Origin of the sequence: Burkholderia sp. AU30198 (genome assembly GCF_020419825.1) — a bacterium.
Taxonomy (GTDB): Bacteria; Pseudomonadota; Gammaproteobacteria; order Burkholderiales; family Burkholderiaceae; genus Burkholderia.
On the sequence record NZ_JAIZSA010000005.1, the window covers coordinates 59,206 to 84,703 of the forward strand.

28 protein-coding genes are annotated in these 25,498 nt (G+C 65.2%); 14 read left to right on the forward strand and 14 right to left on the reverse strand.

Features of this window, described 5'->3' with window-relative positions:
• Positions 1–8 precede the first annotated feature (8 nt).
• The 4 genes from benC to kdpA all read left to right on the forward strand — a co-directional run bounded on the left by benC (position 9) and on the right by kdpA (position 4,216).
• Complete coding sequence (benC, locus tag LGN19_RS13365; protein WP_226215160.1) at positions 9–1,031, forward strand: benzoate 1,2-dioxygenase electron transfer component BenC; 1,023 nt, start codon at positions 9–11, stop codon at positions 1,029–1,031.
• Positions 1,032–1,033: 2 nt separating this feature from the next.
• Entirely contained in the window at positions 1,034–1,804 is a 771-nt protein-coding gene (gene benD, locus LGN19_RS13370) for a benzoate diol dehydrogenase BenD (protein WP_226215162.1), read from the forward strand.
• A gap of 89 nt (positions 1,805–1,893) precedes the next feature.
• Positions 1,894–2,292, forward strand: a complete 399-nt coding sequence (locus LGN19_RS13375) for a RidA family protein (RefSeq protein ID WP_226215571.1) — start codon at positions 1,894–1,896, stop codon at positions 2,290–2,292.
• Between the two features lie 115 nt (positions 2,293–2,407).
• Positions 2,408–4,216, forward strand: a complete 1,809-nt coding sequence (gene kdpA, locus LGN19_RS13380; RefSeq protein ID WP_226215164.1) for a potassium-transporting ATPase subunit KdpA — start codon at positions 2,408–2,410, stop codon at positions 4,214–4,216.
• A gap of 92 nt (positions 4,217–4,308) precedes the next feature.
• Here the strand turns inward: kdpA and LGN19_RS13385 are convergent, their stop codons facing one another.
• From LGN19_RS13385 to LGN19_RS13400, 4 genes are all read right to left on the reverse strand, one after another.
• Positions 4,309–4,530 carry a hypothetical protein gene (locus tag LGN19_RS13385; RefSeq protein WP_174957313.1) on the reverse strand — a complete coding sequence of 74 codons (222 nt, stop codon included), beginning with the start codon at positions 4,528–4,530 and terminating at the stop codon, positions 4,309–4,311.
• A 441-nt stretch (positions 4,531–4,971) separates the two neighbouring features.
• Positions 4,972–5,184 (reverse strand): hypothetical protein, encoded by a 213-nt coding sequence (locus LGN19_RS13390; protein WP_226215166.1) that lies wholly within the window; start codon positions 5,182–5,184, stop codon positions 4,972–4,974.
• A gap of 114 nt (positions 5,185–5,298) precedes the next feature.
• Positions 5,299–6,966: an NRAMP family divalent metal transporter gene (locus LGN19_RS13395; protein ID WP_226215168.1), complete on the reverse strand. Its 1,668-nt coding sequence runs from the start codon at positions 6,964–6,966 to the stop codon at positions 5,299–5,301.
• A 117-nt stretch (positions 6,967–7,083) separates the two neighbouring features.
• A complete protein-coding gene (locus tag LGN19_RS13400; RefSeq protein ID WP_164462854.1) occupies positions 7,084–7,224 on the reverse strand; it encodes a hypothetical protein in 141 nt (46 codons plus the stop codon).
• A gap of 799 nt (positions 7,225–8,023) precedes the next feature.
• On the opposite strand from LGN19_RS13400, the gene LGN19_RS13405 reads away from it, so the two are divergent.
• The 3 genes from LGN19_RS13405 (at position 8,024) to LGN19_RS13415 (ending at position 10,798) form a co-directional block, all read left to right on the forward strand.
• Positions 8,024–8,836, forward strand: a complete 813-nt coding sequence (locus LGN19_RS13405; RefSeq protein WP_226215170.1) for a creatininase family protein — start codon at positions 8,024–8,026, stop codon at positions 8,834–8,836.
• Positions 8,837–8,897: 61 nt separating this feature from the next.
• Positions 8,898–10,076: a hypothetical protein gene (locus tag LGN19_RS13410; RefSeq protein ID WP_226215172.1), complete on the forward strand. Its 1,179-nt coding sequence runs from the start codon at positions 8,898–8,900 to the stop codon at positions 10,074–10,076.
• A gap of 239 nt (positions 10,077–10,315) precedes the next feature.
• Positions 10,316–10,798 (forward strand): DUF1641 domain-containing protein, encoded by a 483-nt coding sequence (locus LGN19_RS13415; RefSeq protein ID WP_122950603.1) that lies wholly within the window; start codon positions 10,316–10,318, stop codon positions 10,796–10,798.
• Positions 10,799–10,957: 159 nt separating this feature from the next.
• Here the strand turns inward: LGN19_RS13415 and LGN19_RS13420 are convergent, their stop codons facing one another.
• The 5 genes from LGN19_RS13420 to LGN19_RS13440 all read right to left on the reverse strand — a co-directional run bounded on the left by LGN19_RS13420 (position 10,958) and on the right by LGN19_RS13440 (position 14,594).
• Positions 10,958–11,668: a response regulator gene (locus LGN19_RS13420; protein ID WP_226215573.1), complete on the reverse strand. Its 711-nt coding sequence runs from the start codon at positions 11,666–11,668 to the stop codon at positions 10,958–10,960.
• Between the two features lie 388 nt (positions 11,669–12,056).
• Positions 12,057–12,521: a hypothetical protein gene (locus tag LGN19_RS13425; RefSeq protein WP_226215173.1), complete on the reverse strand. Its 465-nt coding sequence runs from the start codon at positions 12,519–12,521 to the stop codon at positions 12,057–12,059.
• A 460-nt stretch (positions 12,522–12,981) separates the two neighbouring features.
• A complete protein-coding gene (locus LGN19_RS13430) occupies positions 12,982–13,521 on the reverse strand; it encodes a GNAT family N-acetyltransferase (RefSeq protein WP_174957306.1) in 540 nt (179 codons plus the stop codon).
• A 523-nt stretch (positions 13,522–14,044) separates the two neighbouring features.
• Complete coding sequence (locus LGN19_RS13435; protein ID WP_021158205.1) at positions 14,045–14,266, reverse strand: hypothetical protein; 222 nt, start codon at positions 14,264–14,266, stop codon at positions 14,045–14,047.
• 64 nt (positions 14,267–14,330) lie between these two features.
• The gene (locus LGN19_RS13440) at positions 14,331–14,594 is read right to left on the reverse strand and encodes an HPr family phosphocarrier protein (protein WP_226215175.1); all 264 of its coding nucleotides are present in this window, start codon (positions 14,592–14,594) and stop codon (positions 14,331–14,333) included.
• Positions 14,595–14,955: 361 nt separating this feature from the next.
• On the opposite strand from LGN19_RS13440, the gene LGN19_RS13445 reads away from it, so the two are divergent.
• Both LGN19_RS13445 and LGN19_RS13450 read left to right on the forward strand, forming a co-directional pair.
• Complete coding sequence (locus LGN19_RS13445) at positions 14,956–15,300, forward strand: zinc ribbon domain-containing protein YjdM (protein WP_021158207.1); 345 nt, start codon at positions 14,956–14,958, stop codon at positions 15,298–15,300.
• Positions 15,301–15,342: 42 nt separating this feature from the next.
• Entirely contained in the window at positions 15,343–16,179 is an 837-nt protein-coding gene (locus LGN19_RS13450; protein WP_226215177.1) for a spermidine synthase, read from the forward strand.
• A gap of 33 nt (positions 16,180–16,212) precedes the next feature.
• Here the strand turns inward: LGN19_RS13450 and LGN19_RS13455 are convergent, their stop codons facing one another.
• Positions 16,213–16,398 carry a ribbon-helix-helix protein, CopG family gene (locus tag LGN19_RS13455; protein ID WP_021158209.1) on the reverse strand — a complete coding sequence of 62 codons (186 nt, stop codon included), beginning with the start codon at positions 16,396–16,398 and terminating at the stop codon, positions 16,213–16,215.
• A gap of 87 nt (positions 16,399–16,485) precedes the next feature.
• A complete protein-coding gene (locus LGN19_RS13460; protein WP_122949778.1) occupies positions 16,486–17,244 on the reverse strand; it encodes a YoaK family protein in 759 nt (252 codons plus the stop codon).
• A gap of 251 nt (positions 17,245–17,495) precedes the next feature.
• Here LGN19_RS13460 and LGN19_RS13465 point away from each other — a divergent pair, with 251 nt between their 5' ends.
• Both LGN19_RS13465 and LGN19_RS13470 read left to right on the forward strand, forming a co-directional pair.
• On the forward strand, positions 17,496–17,846 hold the full coding sequence (locus tag LGN19_RS13465; RefSeq protein ID WP_174957450.1) for a hypothetical protein: 351 nt from the start codon (positions 17,496–17,498) through the stop codon (positions 17,844–17,846).
• Positions 17,843–18,055 (forward strand): twin transmembrane helix small protein, encoded by a 213-nt coding sequence (locus LGN19_RS13470; protein WP_006489184.1) that lies wholly within the window; start codon positions 17,843–17,845, stop codon positions 18,053–18,055. The genes LGN19_RS13465 and LGN19_RS13470 overlap by 4 nt, the downstream gene beginning before the upstream one ends.
• A gap of 319 nt (positions 18,056–18,374) precedes the next feature.
• Here LGN19_RS13470 and gcvA read toward each other — a convergent pair whose 3' ends face one another.
• Entirely contained in the window at positions 18,375–19,265 is an 891-nt protein-coding gene (gene gcvA / locus LGN19_RS13475) for a transcriptional regulator GcvA (protein ID WP_175220561.1), read from the reverse strand.
• 129 nt (positions 19,266–19,394) lie between these two features.
• Here gcvA and LGN19_RS13480 point away from each other — a divergent pair, with 129 nt between their 5' ends.
• Both LGN19_RS13480 and LGN19_RS13485 read left to right on the forward strand, forming a co-directional pair.
• The gene (locus LGN19_RS13480) at positions 19,395–20,792 is read left to right on the forward strand and encodes an MFS transporter (protein ID WP_226215179.1); all 1,398 of its coding nucleotides are present in this window, start codon (positions 19,395–19,397) and stop codon (positions 20,790–20,792) included.
• The gene (locus LGN19_RS13485) at positions 20,789–21,412 is read left to right on the forward strand and encodes a glutathione S-transferase family protein (RefSeq protein WP_226215188.1); all 624 of its coding nucleotides are present in this window, start codon (positions 20,789–20,791) and stop codon (positions 21,410–21,412) included. Before LGN19_RS13480 ends, LGN19_RS13485 begins: the two co-directional genes overlap by 4 nt.
• A gap of 156 nt (positions 21,413–21,568) precedes the next feature.
• Here the strand turns inward: LGN19_RS13485 and LGN19_RS13490 are convergent, their stop codons facing one another.
• Positions 21,569–22,123: a hypothetical protein gene (locus tag LGN19_RS13490; RefSeq protein ID WP_226215190.1), complete on the reverse strand. Its 555-nt coding sequence runs from the start codon at positions 22,121–22,123 to the stop codon at positions 21,569–21,571.
• Positions 22,124–22,908: 785 nt separating this feature from the next.
• Between LGN19_RS13490 and LGN19_RS13495 the strand changes: the two genes are divergently transcribed.
• Positions 22,909–24,126: an acyl-CoA dehydrogenase family protein gene (locus LGN19_RS13495; protein WP_226215192.1), complete on the forward strand. Its 1,218-nt coding sequence runs from the start codon at positions 22,909–22,911 to the stop codon at positions 24,124–24,126.
• A gap of 44 nt (positions 24,127–24,170) precedes the next feature.
• Here the strand turns inward: LGN19_RS13495 and LGN19_RS13500 are convergent, their stop codons facing one another.
• Positions 24,171–25,358 (reverse strand): LLM class flavin-dependent oxidoreductase, encoded by a 1,188-nt coding sequence (locus tag LGN19_RS13500; protein WP_226215194.1) that lies wholly within the window; start codon positions 25,356–25,358, stop codon positions 24,171–24,173.
• Positions 25,359–25,498: the final 140 nt, after the last annotated feature.

The window sequence follows — 25,498 nt, forward strand, 5'->3', positions numbered from 1 at the left end:
GTGACGCCATGTCCAACTACAAGATTGCACTGAATTTCGAGGACGGGGTAACCCGCTTCATCGACTGCAAGGCCGGCGAGAAGGTGCTCGACGCGGCCTTCCGCGCGAAGATCAACCTGCCGATGGATTGCTCCGACGGCGTGTGCGGCACCTGCAAGTGCCGCGCCGAAAGCGGCAGTTACGACCTCGGCGACGACTACATCGACGACGCGCTCACCGAGGACGAAAAGGACGGCGGCCTCGTGCTGACCTGCCAGATGGTGCCGCAAAGCGATTGCGTGATCGCGGTGCCGACGTCGTCGGTCGCGTGCAAGACGGGCCAGAGCGGCTTTGCCGCGACCGTGACGAAGGTCGAGCAGCACAACGACGCGGCTGTCGTGCTCGAACTCGACGTCGGCGCGGCCGCGCCTGTCTTCCTGCCGGGTCAGTACGTGAACATCGACGTGCCCGCGAGCGGCCAGCACCGTTCCTACTCGTTCTCGTCGGCGCCGGCCGACACGAAGGTCAGCTTCCTGATCAAGAAGATTCCCGGCGGCGTGATGAGCACGTGGCTCGAATCGGCGCAGCCCGGCGACAAGCTGGAACTGCACGGGCCGCTCGGCAGCTTCTACCTGCGCGACGTGGCGCGGCCGCTGCTGTTCCTCGCGGGCGGCACGGGGCTTGCGCCGTTCCTGTCGATGCTCGAGGTGCTCGCGCGCACCGGGTCGCAGCAGAAGGTGCACCTGATCTATGGCGTGACGCGCGATCTCGACCTCGTGCTGGTCGAAGCGATCGAAGCCTACGCGGCGAAGCTGCCGAATTTCAGCTTTGCGACGGTCATCGCGGATGCGGAGTCGAGCCATCCTCGCAAGGGCTGGGTCACGCAGCACATCCCGGCCGATGCGCTGAACGACGGCGACGTCGACGTCTATCTGTGCGGGCCGCCGCCGATGGTCGACGCGGTGCGCAAGTTCTTCGACGACGAAGGCGTGAAGCCGAACAGCTTCCACTACGAGAAGTTCACCCCTAACGTCACGGCAAAGGCGGCGTGATCATGCAACGATTCTCTGGCAAGGTCATCGTCGTCACGGGCGCCGCGCAGGGCATCGGCCGCGGCGTCGCGCTGCGCGCGGCGGCCGAGGGCGGCAGGGTGCTGTTCGTCGATCGCGCGGATTTCGTCGCCGAGGTCGCGGCCGAAGCGACGGGTTGCGAGACGGCCGGCTTCGTCGCCGATCTTGAAACGTACGAAGGTGCGCACGCGGCGATCGCGCACGCCGTGCAGACGTTCGGCGGCATCGACATCCTGATCAACGGTGTCGGCGGCGCGATTCGCATGCGCCCGTTCGCCGAATTCGAGCCGGCGCAGATCGATGCGGAAATCCGCCGTTCGCTGATGCCGACGCTCTATACGTGCCACGCGGCGCTGCCGCACCTGCTCGCGCGCGGCGGCGGCACGATCGTCAACATCTCGTCGAACGCGACGCGCGGTATCCGCCGCGTGCCGTACTCGGCGGCGAAAGGCGGTGTCAATGCGCTGACGGCGGCGCTCGCGATGGAATACGCGGAACACAACATCCGGGTCGTGGCCACCGCGCCGGGCGGCACCTGCGCGCCGGCGCGCCGCGTACCGCGCAATGCGGCCGGCGACAGCGAACAGGAACAGGCATGGATGGGCGAAGCCGTGCGTCAGGTCACGGATTCGACGTTCTTCAAGCGCTACGGCAGCCTCGACGAACAGATTGCGCCGATCCTGTTCCTCGCGTCGGACGAGGCGAGCTACATCACCGGCACGGTGCTGCCGGTTGCGGGCGGCGATACGGGTTGAGCGGCGCGTCGTGACGCCGCTTGCAAGTGTTCAACGTGTTCATCGACAACCCACCGGCCGGCGCGAAGACGCCGGCCACGGAGACCTCCATGCGTGATCGCAAAGCCATCGTTCCGGCGGGAATGGAAGCGGTGTACGAGAAGATTGGGTACGCGCCCGGCCTGAAGGTCGGCGATACGCTCTACGTATCCGGCCAGATCGGCCGCGATGCGGCGATGCAACTCGTCGAAGGCCGTGAAGCCCAGATCGTGCAGGCGTTCGAGAATCTGAAGCTTGTGCTGGAGGCCGCCGGCGCATCGTTCAACGACGTGGTCGACCTGACGACCTTCCATACCGACATGCGCGACCCGCCGTTGTTCATGCGGGTGCGCGACCGCTACCTCGACGCCCACCCGAAGCCGGCGTGGACGGCGATCGGTGCGCACATGCTGGGCGGCGCGCTCGGCTATATCGTCGAGATCAAGGCGGTGGCCGTGTTGGCGGCGTGATTCGCGTTGACGGGATGTTTACGCGATGTCCCGCAGTCTATGCATCGATTTGACTTTTCACGAGATGAAATAGGGTGAGAGACTCTTCGATGCACAGTGGCTGCGGGAGGAAGAGATGGTTGCAAGTGCCGGCTTTCAGGTCGGACTGTTTCTGGTCGTACTGATTGCGCTCGTCAAGCCGCTCGGGCTTTATATGGCGCGCGTGGCCGATGGCGACGCGCCGTTGCTGTCGGCAATCGGGCGACCCGTCGAGCGCTGGATCTACCGGGCCGCCGGCGTCGATCCGAAGGCCGAAATGAGCTGGAAGACCTACGCGTTCGCACTGCTGCTGTTCAGTGCGGTCGGCGCGCTCTTCCTGTATGTGCTGCAGCGCGTGCAACCGTGGTTGCCGCTCAATCCGCAGGGGCTGCCGGCCGTGGCGCCGGATTCCGCGTTCAATACGGCGGTGAGTTTCGCGACGAACACCAGCTGGCAGGGCTACGCGGGCGAAACGACGTTGAGCTACCTGAGCCAGATGCTCGGCATCACGGTGCAGAGCTTTCTCTCCGCGGCCAGCGGCATGGCCGTGATGTTTGCGTTGATGCGAGGCATTGCGCGGCGCGGCTCGGCGACGGTCGGCAACCTGTGGGTCGACCTCACGCGTGCGACGCTCTACGTCCTGTTGCCGCTGTCCGCGGTGTTCACGCTCGCATTCATGGCGCAGGGCGTCATCCAGAATTTCTCCGCGTATCGTGACGTGGACACGGTGCAGGCCGTGACGTGGCAGCAACCGACGCTGGACGCGCAGGGCCAGCCGGTGCACGACACCGCCGGTAACGTCGTGCAGCAATCGATGCGCTCGCAACGACAGCACCTGTCGCTGGGTCCCGTCGCGTCACAGGAATCGATCAAGCTGCTGAGCGGCGACGGCGGCGGTTTCTTCAACGCGAATTCCGCGCATCCATACGAAAACCCCACGCCGTTGACCAATTTCCTGCAGATGATCGCGATCCTGCTGATACCGGCCGCGCTCTGCTACACGTTCGGTGTCGCCGTCGGCGACCGGCGGCAGGGATGGGCGCTGCTGGCCGCGATGACCGCGATGTTCGTCGCCGCGGCCATGATCACGATTCATGCGGAGCAGCAGGGCTTCGGGCCGCTCGCCGCGCCGCATGACGGGGCCGCGGCCCTGTCGATCGAGCGAGGCGGCAACCTGGAAGGCAAGGAGACGCGGTTCGGCGTCGTGTCGTCGGCGCTCTATGCGACCGTGACGACGAGCAGCGGCGACGGCGCGGTCGACGCGATGCACGATTCGTTCACGCCGGTGGGCGGTCTCGTGCTGATGGCATTGATGCAGACGGGCGAAGTCGTGTTCGGCGGGCCCGGCTCCGGCCTCTTCAGCATGATCGTCGTCGCGATCCTGGCCGTGTTCATCTCCGGGCTGATGATCGGCCGTGCGCCGGAATTTCTCGGCAAGAAGATCGATGCGTACGAGATGAAGATGGTGGCCGTTGCGATTCTCGCGACGCCGCTGCTGGTGCTGGTCGGCACCGCGATTTCCGTCGTCACGCCGGCCGGGATCGCTGGGATCGGCAACCCGGGCCCGCATGGGCTTAGCGAAATCCTGTATGCGTTTTCTTCAGCCGCCAACAACAACGGCAGCGCGTTCGCGGGCCTGTCGGCCAACACGCCGTACTACAACGGGATGCTGGCGATCGCGATGTGGTTCGGCCGCTTCGCGGTGATCGTGCCGGTGCTCGCGATCGCGGGGTCGCTCGCGGGCAAGCGGCGGCGCGCGGCGGGAGCCGGGACGCTGCCGACGCACGGCGCGCTCTTTGTCGGGCTGCTGATCGGGACGGTAATCATGGTCGCGTCGCTCACGTACTTGCCGGCACTTGCGCTGGGGCCGATCGTCGAACAGCTGAGCGCGGCGGCGGGCCGCTAGCCGGTGCCTGCGTGCGACGAATCGCGGGCCCTTCGTCAGCGCGGCATCCGGCGTCTCGATGAAGCGCCGCCCAGGCGATGCATCACGGCAACCTACTGGCCGTGCAGCAAGGCCGACAGACAGTATTTTCCGTAGACGAGGCAATGCACCGGTTGCGCATCCGGTGTCCGGGGCGTGCCTTCGGACGTGGCGGGCGGGGCGGCGGAGGGTGAACGGCAAACGCTGCCCAGGATCGTCAGTGCCGACACGAGCGCCACCATGCCGCCCAGGATCGGCGCGACGCTTGTCTTGTGAAGCGGGTGTGCGTGATTCATGTCGAGGACTCCCATTCGCACAGGTAACGCAGTCTCGCGATGTCCGGGGGCGCCGTCGTCAAACCACGCCACGCGGGCGTGACTTGACGCGTATCGCCCCTCGGCCGGCCAGGTGCCCGGGGTTACTGGCTGGCGCCGGAAGCCGGTGACGCAGAAGCGGCTTCCTCCGACGCCGCCGGGTCGTCTGCCGCGGCCGACGTGCCCGACGCCGCGGTACCGCTATCCGCAGCCGCAGCCGGCGCCGACGCGGATGACGCGTTGGCGGGAGTGCTGGGCACGTCATCGTCGTCGGCATGACTGCATGCAGCGAGTGCGACAACGGCGGCTAGTGTTGCGACGTAAAGGTATTGCTTCATGTGTTGATCCCGTGGTTGAAGTGTGAACTGCGATTGAATGCTCATGGTTTGTATGAAGGCATCCTGATGATCTTTTCTGGCGTGATCACGGCGCGATGCGCATGGCGCGAACGAGCCCGACCAGCAACGACGCCCAGACCAGCGACGTCAGCATGCAGGCCCACAGGATGAGCAGGACGCGCTCGGTCAGGCTGAGCGGCGCGTGACGTAACGTACGGCGTACGCGCGACAGGCGCACGCGGGCCTGTTGCCCTGCCAATCGCATGGAACGTGCTGAGACGATACGAATCCGGCTCACGATGTCGGTTCCTTGTTGACCTGGACGCACCCCTGCCACACACCCGGCGGATGGCAGGCGCGTGGACGAGGCCTGCGGCACGCATGTCGGCGCATGCATGCCGCAGTGCGATGCTTACTTGATGAACGTCATTTGCACGACCTTGACGACGACGAGCGCCACGGCAAGCAACAGATAGCCGCGCAACACGCCCATCCAGACCCGCTTGGCCAGGGTCAGGCGGGGCGGCGGCAGCTCGTCGAGCGGCGGCATCCGCCACGTGTCTCGCGCGCCTTCCGGCCACACCTGCACCGTCCCCGAGCCGTCTGCCGGATCACGTCGCAGCTTGCGGACGGCGACCGTCGCCGCATAGCCGACGATGGCCAGCAGCGTGCCGCCGGCCAGCATGTCGAGGATCGTTTGTCCGCTCATGTCCGGGTACATCACCGAGGCCGTCAGGATGATGGACAGCATCACGAGCACCCAGATCACCGCGCCCGTGAACACGTTCAGCTTCTTCGAATTGACCCACGGGCCCAGCACCGCCTTGTCGTTGCAGAGCAGCAGCAGGAATACCGTCGCGCTCGGGAGCAACACGCCGGCGAGCGTTTGTACGGCTTCCGTCAGCAGGCCGAGCGGGCTGCCGGGAATCAGCACGATCGCGGCGGCGGCGGCCACGATGCCGAAGTAGACGAGATAGAAGCCCTTTGCATCCGTCACGCTGCGATGCAGTGAATGGCGGATCTTGAACACGTCGCCGATCGCGTAAGCGGTCGACAACGACACGGCTGCCGCGCCGATGATCGCGGCGTCGAACAGCGCAACGGCGAACAGCACGGCCGACGTGTGGCCTGCGTATTTGTCCAGCCCGTTGATGATGCCGCCGGCATCGGTGAAGTTGCCGAACTCGGGTTTGCCGGCATAGAGCTGCGCACAGAACGCGATCATGGCCACGGCGCCGACCAGCACGAAGCCGATGCCGATCCAGAGATCCGCCTTTTCGTACTTCATGAAGCGCGGCGTGATGCGCTTGTCGACCACGTAGCTCTGCTGGAAAAACAGCTGCCAAGGCGCCACCGTCGTGCCGACGATGCCGATCACGAGCAGCATCACGTCGGAGAGCTTCGAATGCGCGGGCCAGTTCGGAATGAAGAAGTCGCGCGCCATCTGGCTGACCGGCGGGTGGATCGAGACGAGCACCGGCACCAGCAGCAGGCTCAGGAGGCACAGGAACACGGCGAAGCGTTCAAACCGCCTGAAATTGCCCGTGCTGACGGCTGCCATCGTGAGCGCGGCGGCGATGCACACGCCCGCGATCTTGGATACGCCGAAGAAGTCGAGTACGAACGTGATGCCGATGAACTCGGTCACGATCGTCAGCGCGTTCAGGAGAAACAGGTCGATGACGCTGAACGCCCCCCAGAACTTGCCGAATCGCTCGAATATGAGCCGCGCGTGCCCGACTCCCGTGACCGCGCCGAGCCGCAGCACCATTTCCTGGTTGACGAACAGCACCGGTACCAGGAGCAGCATGGTCCATAGCAACGTCGTGCCGTAGTTTTGCCCTGCCTGCGTATAGGTACCGAATGCGCCGGCGTCGTTGTCGCCGACCATCACGATGAGACCGGGGCCGAGAATGGCGAGCAGCGTCCGGAAGCGGGCCCACCAGCTGGTGCGTGGCGCGACGTCGTGGTGCGCGATGGTGCCGAGCGCGCCCTTGATGTCGCCGAGGTGGGCTTCGTCGAGGACAGCACTGCGTTCGTGCGCAGTGTCGCGAGGTGAGATGTTGGCAGGTACCGACATTTTGTTTTCCTCCCTGATGAGCGATGAGCGAAACGGGTAGGCGCCGCCGGTATGCGCAAGGACGCGAATCGTCGAACGATCGTGTCGCTTGCGTATGCGGGAGCGGGGCGTGAACGGTTACGAAACGAGGGCCTTGAGGCCGAGCCAGAAAGCGGCGAACCGGTGCGATTCGCATGGTTTGAGCGACAGCATCGCGTCGTAGCAGACGCGCGAATCGTCGATGTGCGGCAGATTCGACAGGAGAAGGCCGAAGTTCATGATCGTGCTCCGTGCGCCTGGCTTGACGCGTGATTGCGAAAAGCCAGCAGACACGGAAATCGCGCGCATCATGGGCGCGGCGACTGGGGCCTACTCGCTTTCCTCAGTGAATGACAACACTGGCGATGAATGACATAAGGGATAACTGTCGGTGCCGGGCATTTCGGTTCCTTGCGAACGATTGGCACGCACGATGGCTGCGCACGTGTTTATCCACGCGCCTGCGAATGAATGATCGAGGCGCGAACGAATGCGGCCGCGAGCCGATGCTCGCGACGCAGTGCCCAAGTGGAGCGCACGCGAACGCACGCGCCAGAAGGCGTCAATCAACAAGGTGCACGGAGGGTGTTGCCGGGCGCGCACCGTCTGCCTGATGGCAAGACGGCGGCTGGGAAAAGGGAGCGCGGACGTCCTGCCGATCAGGCAGCGAAACTGTTCGAAGATCGACTACTGCAACTGTCCAAGGTATCAGCCCCTTTTGTGAAGACCTTTAAATTTTAGGTGGCGCGAGATTGTGAAGTCAATACGCTTCGATAAGCATAACCAATATATTTTTAGAGTGTGTGATCGCCGCGAATTAACGTCCCATCCGGGCGGGCCTGATCCTTTCAAATTGGAATGATCGGATTATTTTCCTGAAAGAAATGTCTGATGGAAATGAGAAGCGGAATCACGGAGAAGCGTTTTCTCATGACCGTCGACATGAGTCGTTGCTCTGCACTCGGCGACAAGTCGGGCGAGTTCGTTTATGGTGCGAGGGAACGCAACGTCGCCTCTTTCCTTCCGCCGAGAATCCGCGATGAAATGCCTGCCACGCACCATCTTCGCCGCCCTCGCTTTCACCGTCGCGCAAGCCGCGCTTGCCCAGGCGCCGGGAACGGTGCAGCTCGAAGACATGACCTGGACCGAACTGCGCGACAGCATCCGGGCCGGCAAGACCACGATCCTGATTCCGATCGGCGGGACCGAGCAAAGCGGGCCGTACGTCGCGCTCGGCAAGCACAATGCGCGGGTCAGGGTGCTGTCCGAACGGATCGCGGAAGGCCTCGGCAACGCGATCGTCGCGCCCGTCATCGCCTATGTGCCCGAGGGCGGCTATGCGCCGCCGACGTCGCACATGCGCTTCCCGGGCACGATCACCGTGCCCGACGACGTCTTCGAAAAGACCCTCGAATCCGCAGCCAACAGCTTCCGGGTCCATGGCTTCACGAACATCGTGTTTCTCGGCGACCACGGCGGCTACCAGAACGACATCAAACAGTCGGTCGCCCGGCTCAACAAGTCGTGGGCCGGCACGGGCACGCGTGCGTTCATGCCGGCCGCGTATTACGGCACCAGTTCCGACGGTTACGACCAGATCCTGCGCGAGCACGGCGTGCCGGCCGCGGATATCGGCACGCATGCGGGGTTGGCCGACACGTCGCTGCTGCTGGCGGTCGCGCCGGGCATGGTCCGGGCCGACAAGCTGCGCAATGCCGCGAAGCCCGGTGCCGTCGACGGCGTCTACGGTGGCGATCCACGTCATGCGAGCGTCGAGCTCGGCCGGCTGGGCACCGACGCCATCGTGTCGCGCACCGTCGACGCAATCAGAAAGGAAATCGCCGGCCGCTGATGCAGCCGCACCGTCGCGCTACTTTTGCCGTCGTTCCATTCAATCGAACAGGGACCCCGTCATGCAACCGCGCTTTAGCCGTCACTTCCGCTTCCCCCGTCTCGCGATCGTCATTGCGGCAGCGCTTGCCGGCATCTGCGCCGACAGCGCGATCGCGGCGTCCGCCGTTGCGGCCGTACCCGGCATGCCGCCCGTCATCAACCCCGACAACCTGTACAGCGAGGCGCAGGCCGGCCGCATGAGCGTGGCGGTGTCGGGTGCGTTGCCGCGGATCTATGTGCCGAACCTGAGATCGAACGATGTTTACGTGATCGACCCGGCCACGTACAAGGTCGTCGACAGGTTCGCCGTCGGCCGCAGTCCGCAGCACGTCGTGCCGGCGTGGGATCTGCAGACGCTATGGGTCGCGAACAATGCGGAAGGGCGGACCGACGGCAGCCTGACGCCGATCGATCCGAAGACGGGCAAGCCCGGCCAGGAAGTGAGCGTCGACGATCCGTACAACATGTATTTCACGCCCGACGGCAAGGAGGCGATCGTGGTGGCCGAGGCGCATGCGCGGCTCGACTTCCGCGACCCGAAAACGATGGCGCTGAAATCGAGCCTCGATGTCCCGCAATGCAAGGGCATCAACCATGCCGATTTTTCGATCGACGGCCGGTATGCGCTCTTCACGTGTGAGTTCGGCGGCAAGCTGGCCAAAATCGATCTCGTGAACCGCAAGGTGATCGGCTACCTCGAGCTCGACCGGAAAGGGATGCCGCAGGACATCCGCGTGTCGCCGGATGGCAAGGTGTTCTATGTCGCCGACATGATGGCAGACGGCGTATACGTCGTCGACGGTGACCGCTTCGCGAAAATCGGCTTCATCCCGACCGGCGTCGGGACGCACGGGCTGTATCCGAGCCGCGACGGCACGAGGCTCTATATCGCGAATCGCGGCTCCAATCTCGTCCACGGGCCGCGCCACGGCAAGGGCAGCGTATCGGTGCTCGATTTCGCCACGCGCAAGGTGGTCGCGACCTGGCCGATCCCCGGTGGCGGCAGCCCCGACATGGGCAACGTCAGCGCGGACGGCAAGACGCTGTGGCTGTCGGGCCGCTTCGATGACGTCGTCTACGCGATCGACACCGCGAACGGCGCGGTCCGGTCGATTCCCGTCGGCATGGAGCCGCACGGCCTGACGGTGTGGCCGCAGCCGGGGCGCTATTCGCTGGGGCATACGGGAAACATGCGGTAGGACGGCGGCCGGTCGGCGCGTCTCGACACGGCCGTTCGACAGGCGGGCGCATGGCTCGCCGATGGAGACGGCGCTAGCAGCCGGCGCGGCTTAAACGGCGCGCGGTTCGAGCGCCTGCCTGGCCCGTTGCCACGCATCGCGGCGGCGGCTGCCGGGCACGCGGGGCGATGAGCGAGACGCAACCGGCGTGCGTGGCAGCCGTCGTGACGGCCACGTGGCGTCCCAACCGGAGAAAGCCGATGACCGAACATCAGTCCCCCGACACGAACCCTCCGCACGCGGAGCCCGGTGCGCACGACGCGCTCGAACACCTGCTCGGTAGCCTGCACCGGCATGGATTCCTGCATTTGGCGAGCGAGGTCGTCAGCGCGAACGCGCGGCTGGCCGACACGTTCGTCGATGCGCTCGACAAGCCGGGCATGCAGAGCGGCATGCAGAATCTCGCGGTGCTCTTGATGGCGCTGTCGCGCATTCCGCCGGAGCAGTTCGGCAAGGCCGTGTTCGCGGCCGCCGACGCGCTGCACCACATTGGCGCGTGGCAACCGGCGCAGCATGCGCATGTCGCACCCGGCGTGCGCGGCGCCTACCGGCTGCTGCACGACGAAGCGCTGTGGGACGCGCTGACGCCGTTGCTCGAAGGATTGAAGGTGTTCGCGCAAGGGCTTGCGCGCGATCCGGAGACGCCCGTCACCGCGCTCGGCGAGAAGACGAACGGCACGTGACGGTGTCCGGTTGCGTGCCGGCCTCGACGTGCGCGAGCCCGAACGGCAACGGCTGCAGGTGCTGCACGCGTGCAGTGGCAAGTGCGCGACCGGTCAACGCGTGCGCTCGTGTGTCACGACAGGCCGCACGCGAAGCAGCGTGCCGACCCGTATGCCGCGCTATTCCCATGCGTGCTTGCTGAACTGATAGCCCTTGCTGCGGATCGTCTTGATCCGCTTCGGTTCCGTGATGTCATCGAGCAGCTTGCGGCGCAGCTTCGAGATCCGGCCGTCGATCGAGCGATCGAAACCGTCGAACTCGATGCCGCGCAACAGCACCGTCAGGTCTTCCCGGCTGACCACCTCGCCGGCGCGGCAGGCAAGGGCCCACAGCAGGTCGAATTCGGTTGACGTCAGGCGAGGCGCGCTACCGTCAGGAAGGCGAACCTTGCGATCCGCCCGGTCGATCGAAAACTTGCCGAACTCGAATCGCTGCGGGGAGGCCGGCACGTAGTCAACCGGCCGCATGCGTAGCCGCCGCAGGTGGGCCTTGATCCGCGCGAGCAGAATGCGCGGCTCGACCGGCTTGTGGAGAAAGTCGTCCGCGCCGAATTCCAGGCCGAGCAGCTCGTCGAACAGTTCGTCGCGGGCCGTCATCATGATGACGATGCCGTCGTACTGCAAGCGTGCCTCGCGGCAGATTTCGAAGCCGTCCTTGCCCGGCAGGTTGATGTCGAGCAGCACCAGGTCGGGGCGGCACGTGACGATCGTCGACACGGCATCGGTGCCGTCAAGCAGCGTGTCTACTTCGTACTGATGCTTGCGCAGATAGTCTGCGGTCAGTATGGACAATTGAACGTCGTCTTCAACGAGCAGGATTCGGATGGGCATCGCTAAACGAGGGGGCAAAACGGGAAAATGGCGAGCGGTTAGGCCCAGTCCGAACGCGTGGTAGCCGAAGCGACGCGGATAATACTGCGTAACATTCCAGAGGAATGTGACGATATCTGCATCGTCCGCTGAACCTGTCGAAACGGAAATCTTTGCCGCCTTGCAGTAAACGCCGACGAACGGCTCGACGATCGGGCAAAATGCGTCGGCGCGATATCCGGCGCGTTGCCGGGACAGAACCCCGACCCGGCGCCGTTCGGGCAAAAACGTTGGCGGAAATCGGCTGGTGCGGACGCCGCTACGTCACTCGACTTAGGCCAGGTAAAGATTACTCGACAGATCATTACGAAATATTACACGATCTACCTTCAAGGCTCCTTACAGTTCTTCAATTGATGAGGAACAGGACGAGACGCGTGTCCGGCCCGCTGTCAAAGACCGGGTGAAGACAACGGCGACGACCGGTACTCGCGGCGACCCGCACCCGGTGCGTGACTGCCGCCATTGCATGCGTGCGGATCGGCGCTGACGCCGCAGCGGCCGTTGAGGGGTGTTCCGGTGTTCCTGTCGACGGCACGATCGACGAATAGGAATGCGAAATTCTGCCGTTGCACGTCATCCACAGCCTCCAGGCGCTCAGGAATGTGATCGAAGTCGGGTCGCCCGCGTCGACTGGAGCGAGACCGTCGGGGCTGCGGAAACCCGTTTGGTGCTCTTGATGACGCTCGCGCCCGATCAACCGGACGAGGCTCACACGGCGATCCGGGTAATGCGGGAGATCGATATCCGGATCTCCACCGCAGCACGGGAAGCGCTGCAAACACGTGTCACCGGGGGCCGGAAAGCGTTGCATGAGACCCGGTGCGTGGCGCAGGCGTTGACGGCGCAGCCGCCGTTGCCCGGGGCGGGAGGCCGTGGCCTCCCGATCCCGTTCATGGCCCGCATGAGTTTCGCGGCTCCGCGGCGATGCACATGCTCAATACGCGGACAGGTCGATGGACGTGCCTGTCACGTCTCAGCGTTTCGGCGATCGAGAAAACGCATCGGTGATGTCGATGCAACACGGTGGTGCGTCGATGGCGACCATGACCGGGGGGAGCCCCGCGAAGGGGGCGGGCGGTCGCCACGCCGGAAGGCTGATGTCCGGTGAAACCGGGTGACTGGCTATTGATGGATGAGCGTGGCAACTGCTGGCCGATGGACAACGGGCGCTTTACCCGTCTCTACGAACCGGTCGCGCGGTGAGCGGGGATCAAGCACCGGCGCCGCAAGCCGATGCGGCGCGCTGACGATGGCCGGTACGCGATCGTCGCTTACCGGCTCGCGCGCGAAAACAGCAATGAGTCGGTGTCGTTGAACCGGATCCGCTTCGGCTCGCCATACCCGGCTTTCTCCGCCACGCGGATCGAGGCGACGTTGGTCGGCGCGATCACGCACACGCTGCGCTCGAACCGCTGCTGCCCGTCGAGCCACGCAAGCGCGGCCGCGAGTGCCTCGGTCGCGTAGCCCTTGCCGTGCGCCCACGTCGCGAGTGCCCAGCCGGCTTCCGGCACGCCGCGAATCGACGGCTCGATGAGACGGTAAAAATCGGCGAAGCCGAGATCGCCGACATAGCGGCCCGACGCCTTCTCGCGAATCGCCCAGTAGCCGTAACCGAGCAGCGGCCACAGCCCGCGATACGCGAGCATGCGCATCCACGAGTCACGCGTCGCGGACGGTTCGCCGTTGAAGATGTGCTCGACGACCTTCGGCTCGGCCCACATCGTGGCGAGCGCATCGAAGTCGCCGAGCGGATGGCCTTCGAGGATGAGGCGCGGCGTGTCGAGAACGGGCGGGGAGGAGACAGGCAGCATCGTGATTTCCGGAAAGGAGGCAGCTTGAGACGGCCAGGCCGTCAGCACGTCGATGCCGCGCTGGTTGTGTCCCGTCCGCGCACCCGCTGGCAGATCGGGCGGCGATGTTCCTCGACGAGCGACGGCGTGCGATCAACGGCAGGCGACGGCGGCACTCTGCGAGCGGGCATGTCCATTTCGGCAAGACAGGGAGCCGGAATGATAGCAAAACCCTTGCACGGACGGGCGCTGCGCCGAGCGCCCGGGATTGACGCCGCCGCATCGGCGGCGACCGCTAACAGGAAGGGAGCGGTGCCGCCGGCGACCTTGCGGACTTGTACGCAGACGCCGACGATTGCCCCGGCGGCGGATTCGACGCCGGGACGGCGATGCGGCGCATCACTGGCTTCCTGATCGGAACGCTGCCTGATGCCCGTTCATTCCGGGTGACGCCACTTTACAAGCGCGGAACGATCCTCATGAGACGCACATTTGCCAATACGGTGCTCCAAAAGGATCGAGCTGATTCACCGCCGCTGGCGATCTACTTGCGGCTCTTCAGGAAGGTTCGCCCTTCGGCCGTGATCGACGCGCCGGAGCGGCCATGTGCGGAATGGCTGACGAAGCCTGCGCTGACGAGCTCACGCGCGATCGACCAGCCGAGTGCCGGCGCATCGCGCCCGTAGCGGACGTCGGCGAGGCGTTCGAGCGCCCAGATGGCGGACGCCGACAGGTTCGGGGTGTTTGACGTGAAGTTGTCGCTCATCGCTTCCTCGTGAAGTGGGGATTCGGGTTGGGCGGGATGCCATGACATCGGGTGGCGCGCGATGTCAGCGCGCTTGCAGCACGGGCAGTAGCGCCTGCAGTGCCGCCTCCTCGTCGGGGCCGGTGGCCAGCACTTGCGCGGACGTGCCGCCGTGCACCTGCAGCGCCGCGATGGCGGCGCCGTCTTTCGCGTTGCTGCTGATTCCGTTCGCGATCAGCAGGATGTCGCTTGCGAAGCCGCGCGCCGCGTCGACGGCTGCTTCTCGTGCGGCGTAGCCGCGGTTGCGGTTCCACGCGGGGCCGATTTCAACGTACACAACGGTTGCCACGATGTCGGAAAGCCTCTGGACGGGACGTCGGAATCGGTGTGCGGCGCCGGGCCGGCAGTGCGCCAGGCACGCGTGAAACGCGCTGTCCCGTACGACTCAGGGCGACCGGCAGCGCAGCCGGGGTATGTCATCCTGCTTGGATGTGCCGGCATTCTCGGTGAAACGGGCCGCAAGTCCGGCGAACGGCCCGAAAGCGAGAATTATAATACAGCGGTCAAGATATGTGTATTGCATTATAATGTCGTGTGCGCCGACGGCGGCCCGCCGATCCGTCGGCGCGTGCCTTCTGGCCATTCGGGCGACGCTGCCAGCGCGCCCGGCATTATTTCGACGACCCAACTCCTCCCGAATGGAAGCTGCAATGAACGCCGCCCCCGCCTGCCCGCAATGCGCGATGGAAAACACTTACCCGGACGGCACGCTGACCGTATGCGCGGACTGCGGCCATGAATGGTCGGCCGGTGCCGGCGCCGAAACGGGCGACGAACCGGCGGGCGACGTCGTCAAGGACGCGAACGGCAACGTGCTGTCGGATGGCGATTCCGTCGTGCTGATCAAGGACTTGCGCGTGAAGGGCTCGTCGATCACGCTGAAGATGGGTACCAAGGTCAAGAGCATTCGCCTCGTCGGCGGCGATCACGAGGTCGACTGCAAGACCGACATGGGCGGCTTCATGCTGAAGGCCTGCTACCTGAAGAAAGTCTGAGCGCGCAGTCCCGATCGACCGCTTGCAACTCACTATCCGCACATGGCCGAGGAACGAATTTCCTACGACGCGTTCGTCAGATTCCTGGCGACGCCGCTGAACGACGGCCGGCCATTCGTGCTGGAGACGCAGCACGCGCTTTCGCTGCACTTCGACCATTTCGGCACGCAGAGCTTCATGTCGCTCCGGGATCCGGGGCGGCTTGAACTCGGCTATACGCGCGTGATGATGGGCTTTCTGCTGCTGCAGCCCGAACCCGCGCACATCTGCATGCTCGGGCTCGGCGGCGGTTCGCTGGCGAAGTACTGCTACCGGCACCTGCCCGGCGCGGCGATCGACGCGGTCGAGATCAACCCGGACGTGATCGCGCTGCGAGACGTATTCAGGATTCCTGCCGATGACGGCCGGTTCAAGGTGGTGTGCGCCGACGGCGCGGATCATCTGGAACGGGCGGATGTCAGGACGGACGTGATCCTGCACGATGCGTTTGTCGCCGACGGCCTGCGGGGTCGGTGTACGGGCGCCGCATTCCTGGCTGCATGCCGCGAGCGCCTGAGCGACACCGGCGTGCTGGCGATCAACTTCATGGACGACGATCCGGCGTTGCCGCAGCATCTCGAGCACCTGCGATCGGTGTTCGGTGCGTCGTATACGCTGGTGCCGTGCGGCGACGACAACAACTTCATCGCGTTTGCGTGGAAGGGCGGCAACCGGTTGCCGTCGTTGCGCATCCTGCTCGAGCGCGCACTTGCGTGCGCCCAGGCCGGCGAGCTCAAGCTGGCGGCCACGGCGCGGCGCATGAAAGCCGGGGAGGGCGTCGAGCCTCGGCGGCTGGTGCAGCGCGCGCAGCCGCACGAGCGATGGGAGATCGGCGCGTAACCGGCGCCGCGGGCGCGGCCTGTGCGGCCGCGCTTACTTCACGCGCTTGCCGAGCGCGCTTTTGGTCTTGTACGTCACGCCGTGGCGGTCGAGATACTCGCGGATCAGTTGCCGCACGACCTGCGAAGGCGTGAGATCCTGCTCGGCGCAGAGCATCTCGAAAGCTTCCTTCTTCGCGGGGTCGATCAGGACGGTCAGGCGGGCAGTTTTCGTTTCCATTGCGGGGCGAGGGTGGTCGGTATGTTAATCAAATTATAATCGATCCGCCTTCGGCGCCACCGCCGAAAACGCTCTCCTGATGCGCGATCAGCGCTTGCTGCGGAGCAGCGCGAGCAGGTCGTCAATCACCGGCACGATCGCGAGCGCGACGAGCACCGCGGCGAGCGGCACGGTCGACACGTAGCCGACATGCTTGAAGCCGATCGCGCCGGCCAGGCCGCCGATGAAGAACGACGCGAGCATCGTCGCGTGAATCCGCAGTTTCGAGCGGTTGGCGATGACCGCATGCGCGTCGACGTCGACCGCCGACCGGTTCCAGTAGAACAGCTTCCCGAGCTCGATGCCGAGGTCGGTCACGATGCCGGTCATGTGCGTCGTGCGGATCTCCGCACCCGACAGCTTCGTGATCGTCGCGTTCTGCAGCCCCATGATGAAACACAGCAGCGTCACGGTCACCGGCACGAAGAAGGTTTCCCACAGCGCGAGGTGGCTGCCGAGCAGCCCGAACAGGAGCAGCAGCGCGGCCTCGACCAGCAGCGGCAGCACGAACTGGCTGTGCAGGCCGCGGCGGCGGCCCCAGTTGACGAGGATCGCCGAGCAACTGGCGCCGACCAGGAACGACCCCAGCGAGCTGATGCCGGCCAGCGCGAGCCGCACGTCGCCGAGCGCCGTCTGGTCGGCGATCGCCGACACGATGCCGCTCATGTGCGACGTGTATTGCTTGACCGCGAGGAAGCCGCCGGCATTGGCCGCGCCGGCGACGAACGCCAGCGAAAACCCGAGCTGACGGTTCGCGGTCGCGCTGCGGTGTTTTCCCGTCAGGTTTCGAAAGTACTGCGCTGGCATAAGGGCTTCGCTCAATCGCCGCGGATCGCGGGCACGGACATGAAGACCGGCGCCGGGCGGCAGGGCGGGCACGCCGCCTGCGCATGGGCGCCGGGTCTCTCGAATTATGTGACGAAAATGATAATCACATTATCATACTCTGTTAGCCGCATAGGGCTTTCAGTACAATGTCATGCGGCGCGGCCTGACGGCGGCTTCGCTGCCGGATGGCCGCGCCGCCCGCCTTCGCGATCACTTCTGCCCACCGTTTCATGACCCCGATCAAGTTCATTCTTCGCTACACGGCGATCCCGTTCACGGCCATCGTGGCCGTGGTGATCTGGACTGTCATACCATCGTCGAAAGAGATCGATGCGAGACAATATGCGGCGCTGTCGCGCGCGTACGCGAGTTTCCCGCTGCCGTTTAGGCGCGAGATCTCGGAAACGATGGACCACGGCCGGATCAACGACCGGCGCTACCAGGCGCTCGTGCGCGATTCGCTGGGCAATGGCGTCGCGCTGGACTGGCCGGCGTCGGGCGTTGGCGGCCTCGCCGACGAGCGGCAAAAACTGGCCGAACTGATTCAGGCCGATTCCGATCTTCAAGGGCATCACCAATGAAAACTCTGCTGGTTTCCGTGGCATTCGCGATGATCATCGCGAGCCTGATCTTCGCGCTGTATTTCATGAATCACGATCGCGGCAAGTCCAAGCGGATGGCATGGTCGCTTGCGGCCCGCGTCGGGCTGTCGGTCACGCTGTTCCTGTCGCTGCTGATCGCTTACAAGCTGGGCTGGATCGAGCCCACGGGGCTGCCGATCGGGCGCTGAAAGACGGACGCCCCGTTGCATGCGGGGCGTTCGCGAAAACGCAGGTTTGGATCTCTGATCGAGCTATTGTGATAAGAATACTTATCTTTATAGTTCGATTCTCCGTTCGAGTTCGGGTCTGGTGCAACGTGTGATCGGGGCTGGTGGCGCTGCAATGGCGCCGCACGGGCGTTGACACCGCGCTTTGCGACGCTGCGCGCGGTGCAGATTCAATTCGCGGCAGACAACCTGGCCATCGCCGGATCCGGCGGCGATACGGCAGTTCGGCAGTTCGGCGGTGGGGCGACGACAAAGAAGAACTGATAACGAAGGGCTTGATTCAGGCCGATGCTTTCGCTTCTTCCGCGATCCAATCCGCGAACGCTTTGACTTCCGGGCGCTGCATCGCACCCGGCAGCGTGACCAGGTAATAGGCGAAACGTGCCGGCCAGGGCTTGTCCAGCACCTGCACCAGACGCCCTGCGGCGATTTCCTCGCGTGCGTATTCCTGCGGCACCAGGGCCAGTCCTTGACCGGCCTCGGCCGCCCGGATCAGCAGGTAGTCGTCCTCGAACGCAGTGCCGCGCTCCGCCCGTGGATCGTCAGTCACGCCGTGCGCTGCGAACCACAGCGGCCAGTCAGCCCGGTCGCAATCGTGCAGAAGCGGGTAGTTCAGGCAGTCTCCCGGTTCTTTGACGGCATGACTGTCTGCCACCAGGCCGGGGCAGGCCACCGGCACCAACACCGGAGCCATCAGGCGAGTGACTTCCAGGCCAGGGTAGTGTCCCAGCCCATGCCGCAGCGCCACATCCACCCGGTCACGGCGCATGTCCGCCAGCGCCGAAGTCGCCTCGACCCGCACTTCGATCTGCGGATGCCGCTCGTTGAAGCGCCCCAGGCGCGGCACGAGCCACGATGCGGCAAAGGTGGCGACGGTACTGACGGTCAGGGTCTGGCGTCCTTTGATCGCTTCCAGCCTATCGACGGCCTTGTCGATTTGCGCAAAGGCTTCGAGCAACGACGGATGCACGCTGGCCCCGGCTTCGGTCAGACGCAACCCCTGCCGCTCCCGAGTGAACAGCGCCATCCCGAGCCGGTCTTCCAGCAAGCGGATCTGCTGACTGATCGCGCCGGAGGTGACGTGCAACGTTTCGGCAGCAGCCTTGATGCTGCCGCGCTGGCCGACTTCAACAAAGGTGCGCAGCGCTTGCAGGGGGAGTGATGCAGCCATTTGATTTAGGTTTTCTAAAGTCTGAACGCAAAAATGATCGCTTCTGATAACTCATAGTCACGGCGATGGTGGCACAAGTTTATGGACGATGCGCTGCTTTAGTAAAACTACATTGACTGGACGATAACCATGACCCATCCGCATTGGCGGCTATGCCTGATCCTGCTTTGCACGACGCAGTTCGTTGCGTTGCTCGACTTTTCCATCACCATGATCCCGCTGCCTCAAATCCAGCAAAGCCTGGGTTTCACGCCCGGCGGGTTGCAATGGGTCATCAATGCGTATGGCGTAGCCATCGCGGGCTTTCTGCTGCTGGGCGGCCGCGCTGCCGACATGTTTGGCAGGCGGCGGATGTTTCTGATCGGGCTGACGCTCTTTACGGCGGGTTCGCTGCTGGGCGGCTTCGCACAAGGCCCGGCGATGCTGATTACCACGCGTGCCATGCAGGGCTTGGGTGCCGCGATGTTTTCGCCTGCGGCGTTCTCGTTGCTGCTGGCGGTCTTTCTCGACCCTCGGCAACGAAACCGGGCGCTGGGCGCCTGGACGGCGGTGGCCGCCAGTGGGTTCGTCGCGGGCCTGATCCTGGGCGGCATCATCACGGACGTGCTGGGATGGCGCTGGGTGTTGTGGATCAACGTGCCGGTCGGTGTGCTGGTCATCGCGTTGTCGGGTGTACTGCCGCTTGGCAAGCCGGATGCCCACACTGCGTCCGGGCGCCTGGATGTATGGGGCGCGGTGCTGGTTGCCAGCGGCGCGGCAACATTGGTCTTCGCTTTTGCCAATAGCGAACACGTCGGCCTGGCATCCCCTGCGACCTTCGGGCTGATTCTGCTGGCGCTGGGCCTGCTGGCTGCCTTCGTGCAGGTGGAAAGCAAGGTCGCGTCTCCATTGATGCCGTTGCCGATTTTCTGGCGGCGCTCGACGGGCGGGGCGAACCTCGTCTCCCTGCTGGCGAATACCGCGTTGGGGCCGACGTTCGTGGTGGTCGCGCTCTACATGCAGGAGGTCCTGGGTTTTACCGCAACACAGACCGGGCTGGGCCTGCTTCCGATGGCAACCGCTTTCACGCTCTCCAGCGCGTGGGTCGGGCCGGTCCTGATCGCAAGAATGGGCACCAAGCCCGTCATCCTTGGCGGGATGGCGCTGTTCATCGGCGGTCTTGCATTGCTGGGCACATCGTTGTCGGCGGATGCCTCGTGGAGCACGTCCATTCTGCCGGGCACCTTGCTGGCCGGCATCGGCTATGGCGTCGCTTTTCCTGCCTGGACAGTCGCCGGCATCGAAGGCGTCGATTCTGCCGACCATGGCCTGGCGGGCGGAATGCTGACCACCACCCAGGAAATCGGCTCGGCAGTCGGTCTTGCGGTCGGTGTTGCCGTGAGCATTGCCGTCCTCGCCAATGGCGGCAGTGCGGCCCAAGGCTTCAGCTACGCCATCCTCGTTTCCGCCTGCATGGTTCTCGTCGGCCTGGTTTGCGCGGCAGCCATCCTGCCGGGGCAAGCCACCCGTTTGGGCGTGACGCGATGATCGACCTTTACACCGACAGCTCACCCAATGGCTTCAAGGCAACGATCGCCCTGGAAGAACTGGTGCTGCCTTACCGCCTGCATCATGTCCGCATCGAAGCGGGCGAGCACCGGCAGCCGGATTTCCTGGCCCTGAACCCGCATGGCCGCATTCCGGTCATCACCGACGATGACACCGGTATCACGCTGTTCGAGTCGGCCGCCATCCTGCTCTACCTGGCCGAGAAGACCGGCCGGCTGCTGCCGCAGGAGCCGGCGGCACGCTGGGAGGCGATCAAGTGGCTGCAATTCCACTCGTCCAGCGTCGGCCCGATCATCGGGCAGCGGGTCCACTTCGAACTGTTCGCCGAGGAAAAGCTACCCGCCGCCATCGAGCGTTACCGCCGCCTGACGGAGGGCGTGTTCGCCGTGCTCGACAGTCATCTGGCCCGGCACCCGTACCTGGCCGGGGACGATTATTCCATCGCCGACATTGCGCATTTCGGCTGGACGCACATCGCCCGCATCATCGGCTTCGATTTCAGCCGGCACCGGCACATGAGCGTCTGGCATGAACGGGTGGCGCAGCGGCCTGCCGTGCGCAAGGGCATCACGCTGCCCGAACCGGCAACACGCGCATGAGGGAGGCTGACACGATGCGCACCGCCATGATCCTGACCATCAACGTGCATTATCGGAAGCCATCGGCTCCAATTGAGCGAGGTTGATTCGCCATCCGAAATTTTTGATGAGGCAGGGCATACCTTTCAAAACAGGCTCACATCTTTTCCTCGATATCTATTCGACGTCCGACGATACACGGCGGCTGTCCAGATCCTTCAATGCCGGAAATGCGTCGCGGTCCCACGAATGCAAGCCATACGATTTCCAGACGATATTGCGCCTGACGAATATTTCGAAGGTGGGTGTGCCTGGCGACAGGTTGCCCAGTCGCTGGCGTCGCTCAAACAGCCATTGGACAACGGGTGGATAGCTGTCGATGGTTTCGGGCACGGCGATGGCCTCCCGCTCCACGATGAACAGATGGACGTCGGGATGCGTCTTGGCCCACGACTCGAAATCCCCTTTGCCGCCCAGTGAACCTTCCCAGCGCTGGCAATAGACGCAGTCCTTGGCCGAATGCACGATCAGGACGATCGGTTCGCCCTTTCGCACTTTTGCCTGACGAATGCGATCTGCCCAGGAGAGCTTCGGCGGTGGCTCCGGTGTGTTCTGGCCGGTGTTCGCAGTCGGTTCGTCGCCGGCCAGAACGACTTGTGGTGAAACGAGTGCCAGCGATAAAGACGCTGTAGCCACCCATGCCAAGCGCGGGACCCACTTGCGAGGCGCCATTTTCGTGCTCCTGCGAAGAATCGCGGACGTCAATTGACGAAAGGACCGGGTCCGCCACGGGAAGTATTGTAGTGACTGCGCGTCGGCGATTGCAAACTCCAAACCCCTGTTCGTTCGGCCGTGTCGAGGCGTCAGCCATCCCTGCATGGTCGCCCGTGCCGCCACGCGTATGCCGCCGCGCATGCAATCGGCCCGGGAGCCGTCGAGCGCGCACGGCATAGTCAAGATTGACCATGTACGTCTTGCGCGTCTTCGCCGATAAATTCACTGACGGAGCGCGGAGACCAGACTTTGCGTTCGGTTGAGCGGCGCGGACACGCCGCATGGCATGCTGACCACGTCGAGCCCGACCTTTCCGATCCCGATCGCGGCCAATGCCATCCGCCCGTCGTCAAGGCCGATGTGGCCAACACCCGGCCGAGTGCGAAATCGCCGACCGCGCGAGCGCGGAGGTCGTACCGCCAATACGCATCCGCGACGAGCACGGGCTGATCGACATCCGGAATCTGGAAGGCACCGTGCACGTACTCGACCCGTCGACGCAGTCGCGACGGCCGCGCTCGGCCCGGTTCGTATTCGACACGCGCGACCGTGCAGCGCCAGCGCACCCCACCACGGCGCGATGAAGGGCGACCATTCCCGGCCCACGCATAACAAAAGCTGAAATCGGTTTTTAGCGCGCGCCGGGTGCATCCCTATACTTTGCGATGCTGCGCATGTGGCGGTTCGCGAATGCCGCGATCGCGCGACGCAGCGCCCGATCTTCTCGAACCAGGACCTGCCGAATGACTGCCCGTGATGCCGTCGATCCGCGCGCCGCGTTGCGCGACGCGCTTGCCGCGCTGCCCGAGCTCGCGAACGCGATCGGACAGGATGCCGCGCAACGCGAGGCGCGGCGCGAGCTGCCGTTCGAGGGTTTCGCGATCTTCCGCCGCTCGGCGCTGGGCGTGCTGCGGATTCCGGTCGCGCGCGGCGGTCTCGGCGGCACGCTGGTCGATCTGTTCGACACGGTCGCGACGCTGGCCGCCGCGGATTCGAATCTCGCGCACGCGCTGCGGATCCACTACGACCAGACCGAGACGCTGCGGCTGTCGGCGCGCACGCCGTTCAACGACGTGCAGCTCGAACGTGTGCGGGCCGGCGCGATCTTCGGCGGCGCGTCGACCGAACGCGGCACGTCGCGGCCCGGCGAGAACACCGCCGTGCTGCGCCGGGACGGCGATCACTATCGCGTGGCGGGCCGAAAATACTATTCGACCGGCACCGCGTTTGCCGATTTCGCACGCATCAATGTGGAAAACGAGCAGGGCGATGCCGTCGCCGTGATCATTCCCGTCGCGCGCGACGGCGTGCAGGTGCTCGACGACTGGGACGGCATGGGGCAGCGCATGACCGCGAGCGGCAGCCTGCTGCTCGACGACGTGCAGGTGTTCGCGGATGAAGTGGCCGCGCGCGACGGCTCGACGCTCGTTGGCCGCCATTGCGGCGCGCTGCGGCAGCTGCATCTCGTCGCGACGGGCGCGGGCATCGTGCGCAACGTGGTCGCCGATGCGCGCCGCTACGTGCTCGCGCACGGCCGCCCGGCGCTGCACAGCCCGGCGCCGACCGCGCGCGACGATCATTTCATCCAGCAGGTCGTCGGCGAGCTGTCCGCGCACAGCCACGCGATCGATGCGCTCGTGCGCGAAAACGCGCGGGCGCTCGACCGCTCCGCCGACGCGATCGAAGCCGGCGATGCCGATGCGCATGCACTCGTGCTCGACAGTGCGCTCGCCACGGCGCGCACGCAGCTCATCGTCAGCAAGCTTGCGCTGCATGCGGCGGAGCGGCTGTTCGAAGTCGGCGGGGCATCGGCGACGGCGCGCGAACACAACCTCGACCGGCACTGGCGCAACCTGCGCACGATCTTCAGTCACAACCCGCTGCTGCACAAGGCGCGCGTGATCGGCGACTACGAGCTGAACGGCGTGACGACGCACCTGACAGAAGGCCGGGTGTTCTAACCTGACCGTGTCGTGCCGGCGCGCACCGCAATCACTTCCTGACGTCAGCGCCGCAGGCCGGCGTCACGCAGCAGCGGCAGCACGCGCTCGCCGAAGAAGTCGAGATCGGGCTTGAAGTCGTAGAAGCTCAACTGGATGCCGTCGATGCCTGCACGGTGCAGTCGCACGATGGTATCGGCGACTTCGTCCGGCGAGCCCGTAATCGAGATATTGCCGCCGATCGCGCGTGCCGCGGCCTGTGAGCGCTGCTCGAATCCGCCGCGCCAGGCATGGGCATCGCTGTCGAAGCGATGAAAGCTGCCTTCGTCCGCATGCGCGACGATCGCGTCGCGGTACGCGCGAGCTTCGGCTGCCGTCTCGCGGCAGATCACGAGCGGGTTGAGCAGCGTGCGGATCGTCCGGCCGCGCGCCGCGGCGGCGGCCTTCACGCGTGCGGTATGTGCGGGCAGCGCATCGAGCGCGCGTTCGGCGTCGGGGCCGGCCGGGCTCGTGACGAACACGATGTCCGAATAGCGTGCCGCGAAGTCGATGCCTGCGTCGGAGCCCGTTGCATTGATCAGCAGCGGACGGCCATGGCACGGCTTCGGCGTCACGAATGCACCACCCAGCCGCCAGCTCGACAGCGCGGGCGTGTAGCTGAAATTGTCCGGTTGCGCCCACAACTGCTGGACCGCATCGAGGAACTCGGCGGCCATGTCGTAACGCCGGTCGTGCTCGATCCGGTTCCAGCCGAACATCTCGTGCTCGATCGCGCGGTGGCCGGTCACGACGTTGATGCCCCAGCGCCCGCGCGAGATGTGATCGAGCGTCGCGGTGAATTTCGCGAAATGCAGTGGATGCCACGGCCCGTAGAGCACGTGGCTCGTCGCGACGAGGATGATCCGTTCGGTACGCGCGGTCAGCGCGGCCAGCGTCATGAACGAGTCGAGCGCGTGGCCGTCGAACACGCCGCCGTAGCCGCCTTTCGGCAGCCACTGCGACAGCGCGAACACGAGATCGAAGCCGAGCGCCTCCGCGCGCGCGACCAGGTCGGCGTTGTAGTCGAACGTCCAGTCGGTCGTGCGCGGTAGCGTCGACGCGCTCCAGCCGCCGGCCTGGATCGGCAGGAACAGCCCGAGCATCAGCGGCTGCGCGAGGACGCGCGACACTGGGCTGTCGGGGAAATCCGCCGGCGAGCGAACGTCGACGAACGGCGACGGCGCGACCGGCGTGGCGACGGAGGTGTCGCTCATGATGGCTTCCTTGCGGGTTGGGCACGCACCGAACGGCAACGTCGGGCGCTGAGGAGGATCACGTCGCGTTGGTGCGGCTTCGGTGAGCCGTAGGGCGGCGGCAGCGACTGCGCGCGTGTCAACAGCGGCAGGCCGAGCGG